At 35.6% G+C, this 18,813-nt stretch carries 18 protein-coding genes, 1 tRNA gene and 1 riboswitch; of the genes, 1 reads left to right on the forward strand and 18 read right to left on the reverse strand.

Annotated features, from left to right (window positions below; all coding sequences use genetic code 11):
- Positions 1–8: 8 nt before the first annotated feature.
- Entirely contained in the window at positions 9–320 is a 312-nt protein-coding gene (locus JC2156_RS06250) for an EAL domain-containing protein (protein ID WP_274507365.1), read from the forward strand.
- Between the two features lie 98 nt (positions 321–418).
- Here JC2156_RS06250 and JC2156_RS06255 read toward each other — a convergent pair.
- From JC2156_RS06255 to helD, 18 genes are all read right to left on the reverse strand, one after another.
- Positions 419–491, reverse strand: a tRNA-Lys gene (locus tag JC2156_RS06255).
- A 205-nt stretch (positions 492–696) separates the two neighbouring features.
- Positions 697–1,956 carry a peptidoglycan bridge formation glycyltransferase FemA/FemB family protein gene (locus JC2156_RS06260; protein WP_006845792.1) on the reverse strand — a complete coding sequence of 420 codons (1,260 nt, stop codon included), beginning with the start codon at positions 1,954–1,956 and terminating at the stop codon, positions 697–699.
- Positions 1,957–2,236: 280 nt separating this feature from the next.
- On the reverse strand, positions 2,237–2,377 hold the full coding sequence (locus JC2156_RS09010) for a hypothetical protein (RefSeq protein WP_006845793.1): 141 nt from the start codon (positions 2,375–2,377) through the stop codon (positions 2,237–2,239).
- Between the two features lie 87 nt (positions 2,378–2,464).
- Entirely contained in the window at positions 2,465–3,412 is a 948-nt protein-coding gene (locus JC2156_RS06265; RefSeq protein WP_006845794.1) for a DUF1002 domain-containing protein, read from the reverse strand.
- 225 nt (positions 3,413–3,637) lie between these two features.
- Positions 3,638–5,056 carry a pyruvate kinase gene (gene pyk / locus JC2156_RS06270; RefSeq protein ID WP_006845795.1) on the reverse strand — a complete coding sequence of 473 codons (1,419 nt, stop codon included), beginning with the start codon at positions 5,054–5,056 and terminating at the stop codon, positions 3,638–3,640.
- Between the two features lie 289 nt (positions 5,057–5,345).
- Positions 5,346–6,125 (reverse strand): ABC transporter ATP-binding protein, encoded by a 780-nt coding sequence (locus JC2156_RS06275; RefSeq protein ID WP_006845796.1) that lies wholly within the window; start codon positions 6,123–6,125, stop codon positions 5,346–5,348.
- On the reverse strand, positions 6,122–7,021 hold the full coding sequence (locus JC2156_RS06280) for an ABC transporter permease (protein ID WP_006845797.1): 900 nt from the start codon (positions 7,019–7,021) through the stop codon (positions 6,122–6,124). The genes JC2156_RS06275 and JC2156_RS06280 overlap by 4 nt, the downstream gene beginning before the upstream one ends.
- Positions 7,022–7,025: 4 nt before the next feature.
- A complete protein-coding gene (gene trpX, locus JC2156_RS06285) occupies positions 7,026–8,024 on the reverse strand; it encodes a tryptophan ABC transporter substrate-binding protein (RefSeq protein ID WP_006845798.1) in 999 nt (332 codons plus the stop codon).
- A 272-nt stretch (positions 8,025–8,296) separates the two neighbouring features.
- Positions 8,297–8,857, reverse strand: a complete 561-nt coding sequence (locus JC2156_RS06290; protein ID WP_006845799.1) for a folate family ECF transporter S component — start codon at positions 8,855–8,857, stop codon at positions 8,297–8,299.
- A gap of 39 nt (positions 8,858–8,896) precedes the next feature.
- A riboswitch (THF riboswitch) is annotated at positions 8,897–9,024 on the reverse strand.
- Positions 9,025–9,305: 281 nt separating this feature from the next.
- Entirely contained in the window at positions 9,306–9,929 is a 624-nt protein-coding gene (locus JC2156_RS06295) for a DUF4811 domain-containing protein (RefSeq protein ID WP_006845800.1), read from the reverse strand.
- A gap of 2 nt (positions 9,930–9,931) precedes the next feature.
- Positions 9,932–11,467, reverse strand: coding sequence for an MDR family MFS transporter (locus tag JC2156_RS06300; RefSeq protein WP_006845801.1), 1,536 nt, complete (start codon positions 11,465–11,467; stop codon positions 9,932–9,934).
- Between the two features lie 215 nt (positions 11,468–11,682).
- Positions 11,683–12,462 (reverse strand): CAP domain-containing protein, encoded by a 780-nt coding sequence (locus JC2156_RS06305; RefSeq protein WP_006845802.1) that lies wholly within the window; start codon positions 12,460–12,462, stop codon positions 11,683–11,685.
- Positions 12,463–12,613: 151 nt separating this feature from the next.
- Positions 12,614–12,976 carry a fluoride efflux transporter FluC gene (locus JC2156_RS06310; RefSeq protein WP_006845803.1) on the reverse strand — a complete coding sequence of 121 codons (363 nt, stop codon included), beginning with the start codon at positions 12,974–12,976 and terminating at the stop codon, positions 12,614–12,616.
- A complete protein-coding gene (locus JC2156_RS06315; RefSeq protein WP_006845804.1) occupies positions 12,973–13,359 on the reverse strand; it encodes a fluoride efflux transporter FluC in 387 nt (128 codons plus the stop codon). The genes JC2156_RS06310 and JC2156_RS06315 overlap by 4 nt, the downstream gene beginning before the upstream one ends.
- Before the next feature lie 23 nt (positions 13,360–13,382).
- On the reverse strand, positions 13,383–14,279 hold the full coding sequence (locus JC2156_RS06320) for a cation diffusion facilitator family transporter (protein WP_006845805.1): 897 nt from the start codon (positions 14,277–14,279) through the stop codon (positions 13,383–13,385).
- A gap of 133 nt (positions 14,280–14,412) precedes the next feature.
- On the reverse strand, positions 14,413–15,138 hold the full coding sequence (locus JC2156_RS06325; protein ID WP_006845806.1) for a LysM peptidoglycan-binding domain-containing protein: 726 nt from the start codon (positions 15,136–15,138) through the stop codon (positions 14,413–14,415).
- Between the two features lie 367 nt (positions 15,139–15,505).
- The gene (gene coaA / locus JC2156_RS06330; protein WP_006845807.1) at positions 15,506–16,450 is read right to left on the reverse strand and encodes a type I pantothenate kinase; all 945 of its coding nucleotides are present in this window, start codon (positions 16,448–16,450) and stop codon (positions 15,506–15,508) included.
- A 12-nt stretch (positions 16,451–16,462) separates the two neighbouring features.
- Complete coding sequence (gene helD / locus JC2156_RS06335) at positions 16,463–18,742, reverse strand: RNA polymerase recycling motor HelD (RefSeq protein WP_006845808.1); 2,280 nt, start codon at positions 18,740–18,742, stop codon at positions 16,463–16,465.
- Between the last annotated feature and the right edge of the window lie 71 nt (positions 18,743–18,813).

An 18,813-nucleotide genomic window follows, 5' to 3' on the forward strand; every position in this document is an offset into this window, starting at 1 on the left:
CACCAACAATCAAAAAATTGAATTCAGCTCATATTCGTGTTGTCTTTAATGACATTAATATGATTGAATTGACGCCTGATTTGAAGCAGCATCTCGTAACTATGAATGGAATCAAATTGAATTTGCGTTCAAAGCCAGTTGAGCAAGCTGATACTCTCCAAATGATGAAACCTTGGCTTAAATTCTGCCAAGACAATAATATTAGATTTACAATTGACGGAATTGAAAATAATGCTGATCTACAAATGGCTCGTTCATTTGGAGTTACATATATTCAAGGATTCTACTTTGGAATTCCAGAATTACCTGTCTTGAGTTAAAATATTATACTCTCTAAAGCCTCGAAAGTTAACATAACTTTTGAGGCTTTTTTAATACAAAAAAAGCATCTAGCTTAAACTAGATGCTTCCTTATTAGTGGACAGCCAGGGGTTCGAACCCTGGACCTACGGATTAAGAGTCCGTTGCTCTACCAGCTGAGCTAGCTGTCCATTTCTTAACAACATATAATATTATATATCTTTGCGATATATAATACAAGGGTTAATTTTTCAAAATCACATTTTTTATTCTAAAATATCAATGTTCCATATTTTAAATATTAATAACTATGTTTAAAAAAGTCCACACAATCATTTAATCAATTGTGTAGACTTATCTTAAAAATATAAATATTTTATTGTTATTTAATAACCACTAACCGCGTCGTAAGATGGTCTTTATTAATTTCAAGACCCGATATTTAACTGGTTGGATGGGCAAAACAAACTCTCCTATCAATTGAGTTGCATAACCCTCAAATTCTGTTTTGAATGCTAAGACCCCATCAGATCCATCAAATTCACCATCAATTCCTAGGAAATTATAGATTGGGAAACCTTGTTCCAAAGCCATTTTAATCATTTCATATTGAATCAAATAAGGACCATAAAAATCTTTGTATTTATCATACATCCCTGAGAAGTAATAGTCCATTTCATTTCCTTGCCCTAAGAACATGGCTCCAGAAATTAACACTGGTTCAGTAGGAACTTCTTCCATAGATCCATACATTTGAATGATTTTATCAATTCGCTTCAAATGTTGATTTTTTTGATCATTAAATTCATTAAATTGACCACGATTTCGCTTAGTTTCTTTAGCAGCCAAACGTTCTCCAAGCACTGATAATCGTTCATCTAATTTATCAATCGCCTCTTGTTCAGCGTTCAAATAGTCCATAAAGTTGATCTCAGCTATAATAAAATGAGCCTTGTCTTTATAAACATCAAAAACGGTTTGATAATATTCAATATCCTTATCATGAAAACCACGACGCTTAGCCGTATCTTCTAACATCTTTTTGAAATCACCCAATTCATCCCGTTTTAAGAAACGATATGTTACTCCAAATTGTTTATTCTTCTTTAGATAATATTTAACATCTTTATCCACATGATCTAAAAGATTGTCAGCCGTTATACCTTCCAATGATTTCTCATACTTCCAACCCATTGATCCATGATCAGTCATTCCCATTCGAACTGGTTGATGAATAGCACCAGTGGCAGTTATATTATTAACTAGATCATCACGCTTGTCAGTAATTGGCTCTCCATGATCATTAAAGTTTTGATAACTAAGATATGGTGAAAATTCAAGTTGCACTACCCCTTGTTCTTGTTCTTGGTAGTATTTTTTAATTTCCTCAAAAAATATTTTTACTAATTTTGGATCTTCATAATCAAGAATTGGTCCTTGTTCCATAAGGGCATTGTAACCACCATGAATTTTATTAATTGTCACAACCGCACCAGCCACCACTTGACCAGACTGTTTCATCCCAACAATTTTCACGTCTCGACCACGTTTTTGTAATAATTGATACTGTTCAGCCGATTGCATCACGAATCCATTTTTATGTTTTTCTTCAAATTCATTCCATTCTAATGGATCGATCTCAACAATTTGTGTCATATTCCCCTCCGACAATTACCTTTTAAATTATTGTTACATTAATTATTATTATATTACAATTATTTTCTTAAAAATACCTTTCAATCTTGCTACACATGATTTTGTGATAAAAAAAGTCAGGACATAATAGTCCCAACTTTTTTTACTTATTAAACGTATTTCAAAGATTAAAAAACTTATTTAATGTCTATTTTCTCTTTATGATTAAAACAGAAAAATAACGCTCATTAAATTAATTATCATGGAACCATTCATTGAAATAATTTGCTAAAACGCAAAGTTACATAATTCCTTGCTTTTGAGCCTCTTCAATTAAATCTAATTCTTTGGCAGCCTGGACGGGAACAATTGTTCCACCAACTGTTATGTTATCAATACCTTTTTTCATTAACAGCTTCTTTAAACGGTTTTTCTGTGACATCTTTGACACCTCCACGACTATATTGCGTCGGGTGATTGGCCCAGCGTGACGTCCTATCCTCACTATACCACTTTAAATTAAAATTGTTTAGCTAAACAAATTGGCAAAAAAGTTTTTGACTTTATTCCAAAATCCATCCGCACTTGCTCGTAGATTGGTTGCATCTTCAGAATTCAAGAAATCATTAGCTTTTGCCATCATATTTCCTGTAGATTTTTTCAAATTATCTGCTTGATTTTTTGCATTCTTAATAAAGGCTTTATTAGAAGCAATTGGCGTTTCTTGGAAATCCTGTAGAGCAGTTACAATTGGCTGACGTGCAGTAACTGAAATATTAATATTATTATTACTCAAATTATTGTTTAATGCATTTGAGATTTCAGTGCTACTCATTTCGTTTCCTTTTTGCTTAGCACTCGCAATGTCTGATGCTGTTTCTGTTACTGCTCCCGAAAGTTTACCAGCTTTATCATCACCTACCTCTTCTTGTGCCTTGCTAGTAGCTGACAACAAGTTATTAGCTGCAGAAGTATTATCAGCATCCAAATTAGTACCATCACTAGCTAACGCCTTATAAACTCCAGCTAGAGCTGATTCACCTGAGACCGATTGATTAGAAGAAACCGTAATAATTACATCATTAACTCCCGCCATGGTAGCTGCCATGGCATATTGTTGAGAGGTTACCTTAGTAATATTGTTGTTACCATCATATTTTTCAATATTAACCAAAGTTCCAGAACCCGGTTCAGCTGGCGCCACTGAGACTGAACTGATCATGGCACTATCACTGACACCTTGTAAATTCAAATATTGATCACCATCGGCTCCGTTCACCGTCAATTGCTTAGCCTTGCTATTTGGATCCAATAGATCTAACATACCAGACTTATCAGAATTTCCTGAACCAATGACTACATACGGTTGACTTAATTGTTTAGTTTGAGTTTGTGTAGCTGCACTAATCGGCATGCTAGTTGCTCCAAGCAAGACTGTCCCAATGATCAATGAACTAGTTAATTTTATAAATTTCATCTTTTTCCTCCATGCAACTTGATAGTCACGTGATTCTTACCTATTAATTTATAGTAACCTAATTGAAATGTATTTGCAACATTTACGAATAATATAAAATATATTTGGGTTATCATTTTAACATTTAATTTTAACTATTTAAAAAATATATACAAAAACAGGCTGTCAAATTTGACAGCCTGCTTATTTTAAATTTTACCAAAAATGGTAATCTTTAAATTTAAATTAGATAGTTTGGATAGTCATCAAGTTAGTTGATCCAGCTTCAGCAGCTACACCAGCAACAACGATGATTGAATCACCCTTTTGGGCCAAACCTTGCTCAACAGCAGCCTTCTTTGATGCTTCGATAATAGCATCAGTGTTAGCTGGAGTTTCAGCAATAACTGGTTGAACTCCCCAGTAAACTTTCAAAGCACGTTCAACGCGTTCGTCATAAGTCAATGCCAAGATGTCTGCATTTGGACGATACTTTGAGATCAACTTAGCAGTGTAACCTGACTTAGTTGAGGCAACGATAGCCTTGATATCCAACTTGCTTGCTGCTTCAGCAACAGCAGCAGCGATTGATTCAGTGTTATCATCTGAAGTTACAAAGTTGTTAACATGACGACCATTCAATGCCAAAGCAGTTTCTGCCTTTTCATCGATACGAGCCATAGTTTGAACAGCTTCAACTGGGTAATCACCATTAGCTGATTCTCCAGAAAGCATAGTTGCATCTGTACCGTCAAAGACAGCATTGGCAACGTCAGAAGCTTCGGCACGTGTAGGACGTGGGTTTTCTTGCATTGAATCCAACATGTCAGTAGCAGTAATAACTGGCTTACCAGCAGCGTTCATCTTACGGATCAAATCCTTTTGTACCAATGGTACATTTTCGGCAGGAATTTCAACTCCCATGTCTCCACGAGCAACCATTAATCCATCTGAAACTTCCAAGATAGCATCGAAGTTATCGATACCTTCTTGTGATTCGATCTTAGGGAAGATCATAACGTCTTCTTTTCCGGCTTCCTTCAACAAAGCGCGGATATCGTTAACGTCTTCAGGCTTACGAACGAATGAAGCAGCGATAAAGTTGATATCATGTTGCAAACCGAAACGGATATCATCAGCATCCTTTTCAGTAATTCCAGGTAAGTTAATTGAAACACCAGGGGCGTTAACACCCTTACGTGATCCCAACAAACCATGGTTTTGAACAGTTGTGATCAATTCTTTGTTAGCTTCGTCCTTGTCAGTGATCAAGAAGTCAAGCTTCCCGTCATCAAACAAAACGTGTCCGCCAACCAAAACGTCATCAAACAAACCAGGATAAGTTACAGCAACCTTTTCCTTAGTTCCTTCTAATGAATCATCCATTGAGATACGAACAACATCCCCGATGTTGAATTCGATCTTATTAGTTGATTGAACCGTAGTACGGATCTCGGCACCCTTGGTATCAAGCAAAAATCCAACTTTAATTCCAGTAAGCTTTTCAGCTTCGTGGACAGCATTCATACGTCCCAAATGTTCTTCGTGATCTCCATGTGAGAAGTTGAAGCGCACAACGTTTGCTCCACCTTGAATCAATTTAGAAATTGTCTCGACATCGCTTGAGGCGGGGCCAAGAGTTGATACGATTTTAGTCTTCTTCATTGTAAGAAAAATCTCCTTTTGTTAACTAGGTTCTATTACTTAATTCTTCTATATTTTAACCGTTTTAGATTTAATTGTAAAATCAATTTACACCCTATAATTTGCATTAAAACTGTTTTTTGCGGTTATGTGACATTAAACACAAAACCCTAAAAATTAATGCAATTCTAAGAAAGCGATTACATTTACATTAGATCAACACTTGTCTAGAATCATTTTACTATAATTATACGAATATATATTTTATATGAACAAATATTACATTTATGTTGTATTTACATTACAATGATTAATATTTCTTAAAATGATCTAAAAGATCATTCAAATGTAATCGTTCTTTATCCTGATCACGTGCCTCAAATTCAATTCGACCAGCATTAATAATAATTAACCGATTCCCAAATTTCAAAGCATCTTCTAAATTATGAGTTATCATCAATGCAGTTAATTGGTCTACATGAATTCGTTCATTTGTGACTTTTAATAATTGTGCACTAGTTTTTGGATCTAAGGCAGCTGTATGCTCATCTAACAATAATAGCGCTGGTTTTGTAATAGTTGCCATTACAAAGCTTAACGCTTGACGTTGACCACCAGAAAGTTGACCAGTCGCCACATCCAACCGTTGTCCTAATCCATTTCCCATTTGATCAACTAGAGTTTTAAATTGATCTTTTTTAGCCTTCGTTAACTTTCTTGAAACAAGCCGATGACGTTTTCCTCTTCGAGCTGATAACAATAAATTTTCAGCCACAGTCATCCGTGGAGCAGTTCCCATTTTAGGGTCTTGAAAGACTCGAGAAATTAAATGTGTTCGTTTAATCTCATTTAATTTAGTAACATCTTGCCCATTAATTAAAACTTGTCCGGACGACAAAGGCAAAGACCCCGCAATAACATTTAAAAAGGTTGATTTACCTGCTCCATTTGAGCCCAGTACGGTTACAAAATCACCGGCCTGCATTACAAAATTAACATGATCTAAAATTGTTTTTTCATTGGGTGTCCCCTGATTTACGATCACAGTGGCATCAATTAATTCTAAAATAGGTGAACTTGATTCTGTCATTCCTTTGATCCTTTCATATTAAATAGTGTTGCCAAATGCAATGACTGTCGCAATTTAGGTAATAGTAATGCTAATCCTAAAATAATAGCGCTAAATAAATTTAAATCATTCGCATCAAAACCTAATGCCAAGACAGCTACCAAAACAAAACGATACAAAATAGATCCGATCACCACCGTCACCAAACGTTCCATTAAGGTTAACTGATCTGTATAAACAACTTCACCAATAATAATGGATGCTAAAGCTACAACAATAATTCCAATTCCCATGTTCACGTCAGCAAACCCATTATTTTGCGCCACTAGAGCGCCCCCTAATGCAATTAAAGCATTAGAAATAATTAATCCAAGGGTAATCATTGCATCCGAATCAATTCCCATTGCTCGGGCCATATTTTGATTATCTCCTGTTGCGATGAAAGCTTGTCCTAATTCAGTTTGTAAAAACCAAGCTACACTAGCAACAACCACTATTGTAATAATCAAACCCACTACAATCGTAGAAAAATTACTAGGTAGCCAATTAAATAGTGAGTTATTAAAGAGTGTTTTGACCCCTAATAATGACTTATTTGCCTGACCCATAATTCTTAAATTAATCGAATAAGTGGCCGTCATAGTCAAAATTCCAGCCAATAAAATTGGGATTTGACCTTTTGTGTACAACAATCCCGTTACTAATCCGGCGACACCACCAATAATACCGGCAATTATAATAGTCAAAAATGGATTAACCCCTTGCGCTACTAATGTAACCGAAACTGCAGCCCCTAGCGGAAAAGTCCCCTCCACTGTCATATCTGGGAAATTTAAAATACGAAATGATAAATATAGACCAATTCCCAACAAGGACCAGATAATTCCTTGCCCAATCGCTGATACAATTACTCCCATGTGCTTACTCCTTTGAGTTAATAATTTTTGCTTTTTGCATTAATTCATTAGGAATTGATATCCCTAATTTTTCGGCTTGTTTTTGATTAATCACCAAATGTCCTTGTTGCATAAATTCAACCGATTGATCTTGTACTGACTTACCAGACAAGATCCGTCCAATCATACGTCCTGTCTTAATTCCAATTTCTTTCTGATTGATTGCTTCAGCAGCAAGTCCACCTTGTTGTACCATCGTATCAACCGTTGGAAAAACAGGAACTTTAGCAGCATTAGTATTTTTAATGACCGTATTCATAGCTCCTGCAATATTATTATCAGTGGGAATAAACAATGCATCAACTTGATGATTACTAATCAATTGTAAAACCGTTTGATTAATATCATTTGAAGATGCAACTGAAGCCACTTTAGTTGCCAATCCCTTTTGTTGAGCTAATTTTTGAAATTTATGTGCCTCAATGGTTGCCGAATCATCTGAGGAGGTATATAAAACTCCCACAGTATTCAAATTAGGTAGTATTTTTTTCATCATTTCAATTTGATCGGATAACGGTGCCTGATCTGAAACCCCAGTCACATTCCCCGTGGGATGGTCATAATTTGTTACTAATTTGGACCCAATGGGATTGGTAGACCCCGCAAATATAACCGGTTGCTTTTGTATTGTATTCGCTAAACTAATCGCAGCAGGTGTCGCAATTCCAACCGCTAAATCAACTTTTTTACTAGCAAAACGAGTCGACATGGTTTTTAAGTTCGACTGATCGCCTTGTGCATTTTGAAAATCTATTTTAATATTTTTCCCATCCTGATAACCTTCATCAGCTAGCCCCTCTTCAATCCCTGTATAAATTTGGTGTAATGCTGGATGTGTCATAAATTGCAAAACTCCTACAGTTGGAATTGTTTTTTTAGTATCGGCCTTATAATGTTCTTGAATGGCCGTTCCTCCTAAGAAAAGAGCCAAGCCTAATATTGTTAATTTAATTTTTATATTCATAATTTAATCCATTCCTCATGTTAAATTCCAAAAAAAATCTACCTAGGCAAACAAACCCAGGTAGATTTCCTCATTTTTTGAGAAATACATTCCACGGATTCGGTTGCACTAGAAAAGTGCACGTCCGAATCCGCAAAATAATGCAATTCGGTCGCGTTAGAAACGCCACCAACTATTTGATTGTAAACTATTAAAATGCATTTTATTTCTCCATCTACTAATTAATAATATTTATTTTATCAAAATTAAATTACAAAGACAAGTGATCATTTTTAATTGAAAATTTGTTTAGCCATCTTAACTAACTGCTTATTGTTTAAAATCAGATAACTAATAATAACTTCAATCGGCCACATGACAAGGCTTTTAAGAGCCCGCGCCCACACAATTGGTGAATTTAAAGCGGCTTGAATAGAATGGACCGGAATAAAGTTATACATTCCCAATAAAGCCGTATTAAGAATCACATTCGCCAATAGTAGTTGTAATCCAATCGCAATCGTCAAACGCCACCATGATAGATATTCCCGCTGATAATAAGCATATCCAAAGATAAATGCGGATAGCAATTTAACTAAGGCAAAGGCAATAATATATGGCTGACCTCCTAATAAATTAGTCAAAAAATCAATCAAAAACGCCACTGGTAAGCCCCACATTGGCCCATACCATTTAGCAATTAGCCCACCGGTAATAAAAGTAAAACCGATTTGAAAAAACGAATTTCCAATAGTAAATCGGGAAATAATAATATCAAGAGCCATTAAGACTCCTAATAATGCCAACGTTTGGGTCCGCAACCTGGGTGCCCGAAAATATTCTAATGTCTTCATTTGAAAACACCTCCTTAATTAATGGAGGGTTTCACTGATGTCAGTGAATGCGAAACCTACATCGCAAACTTATTCTTTAATAACTCCAAAGAGCTTTTGAATAAATTTTTCAATCACAACCCACATTCCGTTTTTGTGATCCTTAACGCATAGACTTCTACCCTGTGAAATTCATTATCTGAACTCAATTTTTAATTATAGTCTTTCCTAGTCATTGTGTACATAGAAAAGGTAGTGCTCTTTATTTTAATTTCAGTTAAGCAAAGCATTATAAATAAACTAAAATATAAAAGAGCTGGGACAAAAATTGTCCCAGCCCTTTTATAAAACATGTACCAAAATTCAAAAAGCCTAATTTAAATAGCTTTATTTTGTAATATTCCAAAATAAGATGTGTTAAAATTCATAAATTATGACATTCTATATAATCAGATTTGTTGTATTAATGTTAGTTTTGTCCTTGAGCTTGTGCCAAAGCAGCTTGCTGTTTTTGCATTGCAGCTAACTTTTTAGCCGTTGCTTGAGCTTCCTCAGGAGTCATTGCTTTCCAACCATTCTTAGGAACGGTAACAATAGCTTCCTTCTTTTGTAAGCTACCATCCATACCTGCAAAGTTAAACAATAGCTTTGCTAGGTCTGAATCCCAACGCCAACGAGTTTCTTTAATTGTAACTGTGGCTTGATCAGTATCCTTCACTTGGTACTTAGCAGTACTGTGAATAAAGCTATTGATCTTCTTTTGGTTTGGTACAAAGTGTGCTGATGCTTCTTTATCGTTTTCATGATCACGATAAATAAACACATAATCGTCAGCTTTAGTTCCAATTTGCTTGGTAATAACCAACTTAACTGGTGACTCTGCTGGTCCAGCTGAGTAAATCTTTTTAGTTGTTGTAGTTGTAACTTTCTTCATTCCCCAGTGTTGATGGAAATTCAATGTAGTTAAGGCCACAGCACCAATTAACAAGATGATACCAATAAGACCGAATACCAAACGAGCCATTGGCTTTTTTAATACAACAAATGCATAAAATACAAATATTGCTAAAATAATTAAAATGAAAATCATCATAATTACTTCACCCCTTTCGTATAGTCTACATCAATATCTTTCTTTTCGTGCTTTCCAGCTAAGAAATTAGCAACAATAAATCCAGCGATCGCAAACATCATTCCAATTCCAAATGAAACATGGAATCCCTGAAGAGAAGCGTCAGCCATCTTAGATGCATACTGAATTGGATTTTCAGTCATAAGATGATGAGCTGGAGTATTATTGTTAATAATATTTTGAGTAACTGAAGTCAAAAGTGCAACAACTACCGCTGAAGCAACTTGACGTGCCGTATTATTAGCTGCAGTTCCGTCGGCAGCATCTTTAACTGGTAATGCTGACATAGCTGATGCTGTCAAAGGCATCATAACCATGGCGATTCCGAACATACGTAGAGCATACAAAACAGTTACATAGTGAATTGGTGTATCAATTCCCAAGAAGATGAATGGGAAGGTTGCGATCGTTAAGATAGCAAATCCGATTCGTGACAAACGCTTTGCCCCAACCTTGTCGTAAGCAATTCCAGAAATTGGTGACATAAGTCCCATCATCAAAGCTCCTGGTAACAAGGCTAATCCTGAATCCAATGGTGAAAGTCCGTGCACATTTTGCATGTACAAAGGCAACATCATTTCAACACCCATCATCGCCATCATTGCTAAGGCAACCAAAATGGTTGTAATTGTAAATTGCTTATTCTTAAAGACCCGCACATTCAAGAATGGTCGGTCCAACTTCAATTGGCGATAACCAAATAATAGAATAAAGGCAATCCCTATAACGATTGGTAAGATAACATTCATCATGTCACCCCATCCATCAGTGGCAACATTAGTGAAGCCCCAAAGGAATGAACCAAATCCAATTGTAGAAAGAATTAATGATAACCATTCTAGATTAGCTTTACGATTAGGAATAACGTCCTTAAAGAAGAAAAGTCCTAAGACAATTGAAATTCCCAAAACAATCATTGGGAATACGAAGATTGAACGCCATGAATCACTTAACGTCAATCCTAAGATGACGTGGTCTTTTTCCAAAATCCAACCTGAAAGGGTTGGACCAATGGCTGGTGCCATTCCAACGACCAGACCACTCAATCCCATAGCAATTCCACGTTGCTTTTCAGGGAAAATATTAACCATTACCAATTGCATCAAGGGCATGGTAATTCCAACTGACAGAGCTTGTAATGCTCGTCCAGCGATGAATAATGGCCAAAATTCAGACTTGGCTGGAGTAACAGCAGTTAACAACATTCCTAAAAATAGTAGGATATATGCTACTTCGTACAACCACTTAGTTCGAAAGCGGGTCATTAAGTAAGCTGACACAGGAATCATAATTCCGTTCACTAACAAGAACCAAGTTGTGGCCTGTTGTGCAGTTGCCATTGAAATGTCAAAGTCCTTCATTAAAGTTGGAATTGCTGTTCCTAATGACGTTTGGTTTAACGTACCGGCGAAAGTTGTGAATAAAATAATAAGTACTAATGCAACACGCGAATACGGCTTACCATGAATATCTAATGCTTTTGTTTGATCAGTTTCCATTTTTTCCTCCTTAACATCTCGATAGATGTTTTAATCATGTTGACTATTGTAAAGTTTCTTAACAAAAAAATCAACATATTTTATTTGACTTTTTTTGTGCAAACGATACCAAGTTAAACAGCTAGCCATTAAAAATTTCAAATTAAAAAGTCCAAAACAAAAATGTTTCAGACTTTTTTATAAGTTTTTATAGGTTAGATCGAGAACATTTAAAATTAATAAGCTTCACCAACGATAACACCGTTAACATAACCAAAACCAACATGAGTATATGAAGAATTCATTTCCCAATTACGATGACCATTAGCTGCCCCAACCATGTTAGTTTCATTATACCAAGCGGAAACAACTGTTGATCCAGCTCCAAATCCAATAGCAATAACTTCACCCTGTGTATGGAAGTGATCAGAAGGAATTCCTGAAGCGGCAACAATTGCAGCTCGTCCTTGAGCCTTAGCTGCCAAACCTGAATCCCAATTCAACTTACTCAAACCAGCACTAGCACGCATAGCGTTCAAGGCTGCCAAAGTTGCATCATTTGATGAAACTGCAGTTGAAGCAGTACTATTGGCTACATTAGCTTTTTGATTTGTAGCAGTTGAACGACTGGTTTTGCTGCTAGCTGCACTAGTAGAACTTGCTTGCTCACTGCTATCAGCATTAACTGATTCATCTTTTGCTTCAGCTGTATCGTCCCCAGATAATTTCAATTGTGATCCATTGATAATTACACTTGAACTATTCAAGTTATTGTATTTTTGTAAATCATCCGTTGAAACACCAGTAACATCAGAGATTGATGATAACGTATCTCCAGCTTGGACAGTATACATTGGTGTATTTTTAGCTTCATCTGCATTTTTTTGAACATCATCAACTGATGCATCCCGGAAAGTTTTAGTAGCTTGATCAGCAGAAGCATGCCCCCCCATAAATGGGATTGCTGAAGCGGCAGCTGCGATTGCGGTTCCAATAATTTTCTTCGTATTACTCATATTAATTAATCTCTCACCTTCACTTATTTTTATAATTTTTATTTGTATTTACATTAACCTTAAACAATATAACAAAAATACGTAACGAGAATATTACGAACAATCGAAATATTACATCTATTTCTTTACAAAACCTTTAAGTAGACCATTTTTATGCCAAATACATCCCTAAAATTAAAATCGGCAACCCTAAAATAAACATAATCCCAGTTTTAAGCAAAACTAAGTCAATCTGTTTTCGATTATCTTGATTCAACGATTGTGCTAATTCATTCATGGGTGTCGAAAAAGTTGAAAAACCTCCCATAATCCCTGATGTGACTAAGGTATGCCATGGGTAAGATAGGCTTAATCCACTTAAATATCCCATCCCAAAAGCCGCTAATAAATTAATTATCACAACCATCCAACTATTTGAAAGATTACTTACTTTCGTTAACCGATCAAGCATATAAAAACGTAACATTGATCCAATTGCCGCACCCATTCCAACTATTAATATTTTTAGAATCATTTTTGAATAACCTTTCCCCCAACCCACTCAGCTGCATAGACCATCAAAACACCGCCGATGATACTAATAGACCAATAAAGGAGCGCTGGAAAAATCGTTAATTTGGTTAATTCTAACATTAACGTAGAATAAGTTGTATAGGCTCCCATAATACCAACAAAAATAAAATCACTTTGAATTTGATTTAATAAGCTTAACTTTTTGATTAAAATTTCCGTTAGTAAAACTGTCAAAAATGTTCCCGTTAAATTAATCACAAGAGTTCCTAACGGATTCATATTCTGAAAAATTAGTTCTACACTTTCGCGCAGTGCGCCACCGATGAATCCCCCAATACCAATCATCGCTATTTGACCAAGCCAATGATTTTGATCCTGTTTCATTTTCTAATTACTCCCCCTCTATGTCAATTTTCTGACTGACATTCATTTAGATCGACTATTTGATCATTAAGATGATTAACTTCAGGTTGAACCGTTACATGATCAATTTGATAATTTTCCAAAATAACCTGTTGAATTTCATGAATACTTTGTTCCACTTGAATTAATGGCTGATTTTCCATTGTCACATGAAAGGTTAACAACGTCTGATCTTCGTCTATTTGCCAAATATGAAAATGATGTGCGCCTTTCACGTAAGGGCATTCCAAAATCAATTTTCTAACATCGTTTAAATCTACATTTGGATTTGATTCCATTAAAATATTTGTAGCTTCTTTTAGTACCGACCAAGTTTCATGCATAATATAGATTGCCACCACCAAAGTAATAAGCGGATCCAACCATAACCAGTTTACCCAAGTAATCATCACTGCTGCAAAAATAACACCAACTGACGATAACGCATCTCCAATCACATGCAACAAGGCAGCCCGTTGATTTAAATTACCTTCTCCTTGCGCTAATACCATTCCGGTTATAACATTAGCGATCAATCCGATCACCGAAATGATCAACATTAAATTTCCTTGAATTGGATGAGGATTAAAAAAGCCTTTTATGGATTCAAAAATTAAGAACAATGAAACCATAATCATAAAAGTAGAATTGACAAAAGCTGCTATAATCTGAGCACGACGATAGCCAAAAGTATTTTTAGCATTCATTCCTCGACCAGAAATTAATTGTGCCATCCATGCAATCACTAAAGAAACCACATCTGTTAAATTATGTATTGCATCAGAAACTAGTGCTAACGAACCAGAAATTAATCCGCCCATTAATTCTGCCACCGTTATAATAATATTCATTATGGTCGAAATTAAATAACGTCGATTATTCATATTATGTTCATGCTTCATATTAATCCACACTCCTTATCCCTTCATTTTAGCATAGACTAGTCAGGGTATAAATCAAATATACAAACAAAAGGTTGATGGTTGATATCTAAATATCAACCATCAACCTTTTGTTTTAATTTAAGATTTAATCTTACCACCAACCATGTGATGAACGGAATGCAATTGCACTATCAATAGATCCGTAACGAGAAACTGCATAGCTAATCATTCCAGAAGTTTGATTTGCAACTGAGCCATAACCCCATGAGTTCATAGTTTGACCCAAACCGTGATACCCATTTGGTGAAACGGCATTAGGATTACCACCAGATTCAGGCATAACAACACTTTGCCATAGTGAGGCAGTTCCACCAGCAGCAATAAATTGATCGTAAACTGATCCAGAACCAGTAGCTGCAGTAGCTACGGCAGCAGGTGATGATGCAGCTACTTGCTTAGTATCAGTATTAGCAGCTGTTGATGCAACAGCTGAAGCTGATGATGCAGCGGCTTCGGAAGCTGCGGCTGATGATGCAGCGGCCTCTGAGGCTGAAGCTGATGATTCAGCAGCAAGTGATGTAGTTGCATCGTCAGCTGCTTGAGCAGCAACGTCAGTAGCAGTAGCTGTTGATGCAGCTACTTGAGTATCATCATCTGATACTACTAATTCTTGATCTTTAATGATCAAGTTAGCATCTTTTAAATTATTAGCTTGTACTAAATCGTTAACGGTTGTATTGAACTTTGTTGCAATATCGCTCAAAGTATCTCCACCTTCAACGGTATAAGTAGTAGCGGCGTGAATAGCAGTTTGACCAGCCCCAAATACGGCAGTCAATCCAGCAACTGTTAAAGCTGTTTCTTTTACTTTATTCATTATTTAAAACTCTCCTAGACTTCAGAAATCCATCTACTGCGCTCCAAGCATTATTACTGGGCGCTTCTTTACGACGTATCCGCCGTAATCAACATATATAAGTTTACCAAGCTGAGCCGATTTTATATTAAGTTAGCTTTACAATCTGTTACCAGGTTCCAAAATACATTCAGTTTAATGTCACACTTCTGTAATAAAATCTCTTTTTAGGCTATTCAAGGCTGATATACAGCCATTTTAATTCAATTTAATTGATTTGATTTTTTCTTTACTAATGTAATTTAAAATCTTTTTTTTTATAAATATGCTTATGATTTATAGATATACAGCCATTTGTAATATTATCGTAACATTGATAAGTTACATTTTAGAAATTACGTAACCAAACTTCAGTGATTTGATGCCCTTTTTCCTTCTTCAAAACTATATCAGCCCGACTTCTAGTTGGCAAAATATACTGTTCTAAGTTAGGTATATTAACACTTTGCCAAATTGTACGACCAATTTTGATCGCCTCATCTTTTGATAAACTCGTCCATTGCCAAAAGTAATTAGTAATATCATGCTCGCGTTTAGTTTTTTCCAGCAGCGCTAAGAAGCGATCTAAATACCAAGTTTCTATTAACAACTTTGGAGCATCTACATAAATCGAAAGATCAAAAAAATCAGATAACGAAACCGAGAATTGTTCTGAAAACTGTAAAGTATTGACGCCTTCAACAATTAAAATACTAGGTTGTTGAAATTCTTCATAGCTATCTGGAACCACATCAGATAATTCATGTGAATATATAGGTACCTTCAAACTGTTTTCTCCTGCTTTGACCGTATTTAAAAATTTGATCATATCAGCCGTATTATATGATTCTGGGAATCCTTTACGTTTCATCAGATGGCGTTGTTCTAATTCTAAGTTTGAATACAGGAAACCATCCGTCGTAGTTAACGCCACCTGTTCTTCACCATATTCCACCTGCAACATATTTTGAAGTAATCTTGCTGTTGTTGATTTGCCTACTGCCACCGAACCCGCAATTCCAACAATAAAAGGAATTTTTCTAGTAACTTGTTGCGAAAACTGTTGCCGTTCAACTAAATCTAAATCATATTGTCTTTTTCTTAAAATAATATAATTTACCAATGGTTCATAAATTTTACTGACATCATCCATCGATATTTCATCATTAAAGGCCTTAATTTGATTCAATAATTGAGGTGTAATTAATTCTCCAGCTCGTTGAGCAACCGAAGTATTCAACTTTTGCCAAGCTTCTCGGGGATATTTAGAAAATATTCTTTCATTATCTTCCATGATTAATAGCCATTACTTTCTATCGTAAAGATTAGGATCCACATTTAACAATGGGCTAAGTTGTTGTTTAGCCACAATTGTTAATTGATGCATAGCTCTTGAAGCAATCGTATAAACCAATTGACGCTCATCATCACCATTATAATTAATAGCTGAAGCATCCCACATAATGACAGCATCAAATTCAAGCCCCTTAGCTAAGTAAGCCGGAACAATTATTACGCCTGGCACTAATCGCTGGTTTTCCGTGCGTATTACTGTCACAGGATGGCTTTCATTTAAGTAAACATAAACTTGTTCTGCCTCTTTGAGTGTTTTCGTAATAATCGCCGTTGTCTCATCAATTTGATCATTTTGTGTTAATTGCGTCAAGACTGCTTCTGTCATCGCTGTGTCATTTGGCAAAATTTCAATCGTTGGCTTAGCACCAGTTCGTTCAAATGCATCAATTTGAACCCCATTGATTAGGGTAGCTTTAGCAAAATCAGTAATCTGCTGTGTTGAACGATATGTTTGTGTTAATTGAATAAATTCAGTCTTTTCGGCTCCAAATAGCTCTTTTAACTCATCTTGTAAGGTGACTGCATTCGCCTTGGTAAAGATAGCTTGATTCAAATCACCTAACATCGTAAAGCGAGCTTTTGGAAAACTGAATTTCAAAAATGCTAACTGGAAAGGAGTATAATCTTGAATTTCATCAATAAAGACAAATCTAATATCACGCTCCCCATGACTTCCTTTAATTACATCAAATAAGTACATAAATGGTGTCATATCAGCCAAATTTAATTCTTTTTGTTTTAACTCCTCAATTGTGAGCGCTAAACTCTTTTCCCATTCCTCATCATTAATCCCAACTTGAGTTAAATCAGTTAATTTAGGAACAAATCGTAATAAGTCCAAAAATTGGGCGTTAATATTCAAGAACCGAGTCCGACTAATTTGTTGCAAAACTGGGCGCATTTCGTTTTGTACAATAATTTTGGCTAGTGCGTTATACTCAGCTTTTTCATCTTTAAATTCACGAACTTGATCACCTAAAATTGAATCATATTCTTCCTTTGAAAGATTTTGAATGGCATATTCCACCCAATCAGCCTTCATTTCGGCCCCAATTATCCCTCTAACTTTACTTAATAAACGTTCCTTGGTCACTTCCAAACGTTGCCCTAATTTATAGTTTTCATTGAATGAATAATAAATATCAGCAATTTGTTCTTTGGAAATCATCTCCTTACCTCGGAATTTAATTGATCGGAAGCGAATTCCTGTCTGATTTAATTGATCAGTATAAACTTTAATAAGATCGAAATATAATTTAGTTCCTTTAAATTGATTAATTTTTTGGCGCCAAGCAGGTTGACTCTCTTCAAATCGGGCTTGTAGCGTCTCTAACTTCAATTTTGGTAGTCGTCGTGAAGCATACTGATAGAAGGTCATCTGAATCATATTTTGCTCACCCATTTCGGGTAGCACTTGATCAATATAATCATTAAACAATTGATTTGGTGAGAACATTACCACCTGACCAGCTGTTAAATTACCTCGATAACGATACAAAAGATATGCCACTCGTTGTAAGACAGCTGAAGTTTTACCTGATCCGGCTGCCCCTTGAACAAACAATAGTTCAGCATGAGTATTCCGGATAATTTTATTTTGTTCTCGTTGAATCGTTGTTACAATCGATTTCATCTTCGTTGATGATTCACCAGCAACGGCATCTAACAACATTTGATCACCAACAACTTCATCTGTGTCAAATAGGGTTACAATTTTTTTATCTTCAATTTGAAATTGTCGTTTTAAACTGACATTTGCCGCCTGTGGTCCAACAGGTGTCTCATATGTAACAGATCCTAACCCTGCATCATAATAAATAGATGAAATTGGCGCCCGCCAATCATATACCAAAAAATTATCGGGTTGATCTGAAAAAGAAGCCAAACCAATATAAATGGGTTCTATTTTATCAGATCCTTCATCTTGGACATCAATTCGTGCAAAATAAGGATTTTTTGCCAAACGGGCTAAAGTTTGAGCTTGATGTTGAGCTGAAGTTTGGGCCATTTCCCGTTCTTGTAACATCTGTTGTTGTTGTCGAACTGACATCGCGGTTTCGAATAATCCCGAATAAGTGGATGATTTAAATCGAACATCATTCCACCCTTTTTCTACTTCTACTTGGCCCTCCTCAGCACGAACCAGTTGAGCATTATTATCTTGTTGGGCTTGTTCAATCTTGTCTAAAACATGATCTAGACGTTTTTGTTCATATTCAAATTCATTCATCGATGAGCCTGCTTTCAAAAAATTGGTTATTCTATATTATCATATATATCATTAATATTAAAGTTTCTAAC

It is taken from the genome of Weissella koreensis KCTC 3621 (genome assembly GCF_000277645.1).

Bases quoted from the DNA above. Each gene is read 5' to 3' on its own strand.
- JC2156_RS06260 (WP_006845792.1), bottom strand. From the start codon at position 1,956: ATGACACAAATTGTTGAGATCGATCCATTAGAATGGAATGAATTTGAA.
- JC2156_RS09010 (WP_006845793.1), bottom strand. From the start codon at position 2,377: ATGTCACAGAAAAACCGTTTAAAGAAGCTGTTAATGAAAAAAGGTATT.
- JC2156_RS06265 (WP_006845794.1), bottom strand. From the start codon at position 3,412: ATGAAATTTATAAAATTAACTAGTTCATTGATCATTGGGACAGTCTTG.
- pyk (WP_006845795.1), bottom strand. From the start codon at position 5,056: ATGAAGAAGACTAAAATCGTATCAACTCTTGGCCCCGCCTCAAGCGAT.
- JC2156_RS06275 (WP_006845796.1), bottom strand. From the start codon at position 6,125: ATGACAGAATCAAGTTCACCTATTTTAGAATTAATTGATGCCACTGTG.
- JC2156_RS06280 (WP_006845797.1), bottom strand. From the start codon at position 7,021: ATGGGAGTAATTGTATCAGCGATTGGGCAAGGAATTATCTGGTCCTTG.
- trpX (WP_006845798.1), bottom strand. From the start codon at position 8,024: ATGAATATAAAAATTAAATTAACAATATTAGGCTTGGCTCTTTTCTTA.
- JC2156_RS06290 (WP_006845799.1), bottom strand. From the start codon at position 8,857: ATGAAGACATTAGAATATTTTCGGGCACCCAGGTTGCGGACCCAAACG.
- JC2156_RS06295 (WP_006845800.1), bottom strand. From the start codon at position 9,929: ATGATGATTTTCATTTTAATTATTTTAGCAATATTTGTATTTTATGCA.
- JC2156_RS06300 (WP_006845801.1), bottom strand. From the start codon at position 11,467: ATGGAAACTGATCAAACAAAAGCATTAGATATTCATGGTAAGCCGTAT.
- JC2156_RS06305 (WP_006845802.1), bottom strand. From the start codon at position 12,462: ATGAGTAATACGAAGAAAATTATTGGAACCGCAATCGCAGCTGCCGCT.
- JC2156_RS06310 (WP_006845803.1), bottom strand. From the start codon at position 12,976: ATGATTCTAAAAATATTAATAGTTGGAATGGGTGCGGCAATTGGATCA.
- JC2156_RS06315 (WP_006845804.1), bottom strand. From the start codon at position 13,359: ATGAAACAGGATCAAAATCATTGGCTTGGTCAAATAGCGATGATTGGT.
- JC2156_RS06320 (WP_006845805.1), bottom strand. From the start codon at position 14,279: ATGAAGCATGAACATAATATGAATAATCGACGTTATTTAATTTCGACC.
- JC2156_RS06325 (WP_006845806.1), bottom strand. From the start codon at position 15,138: ATGAATAAAGTAAAAGAAACAGCTTTAACAGTTGCTGGATTGACTGCC.
- coaA (WP_006845807.1), bottom strand. From the start codon at position 16,450: ATGGAAGATAATGAAAGAATATTTTCTAAATATCCCCGAGAAGCTTGG.
- helD (WP_006845808.1), bottom strand. From the start codon at position 18,742: ATGAATGAATTTGAATATGAACAAAAACGTCTAGATCATGTTTTAGAC.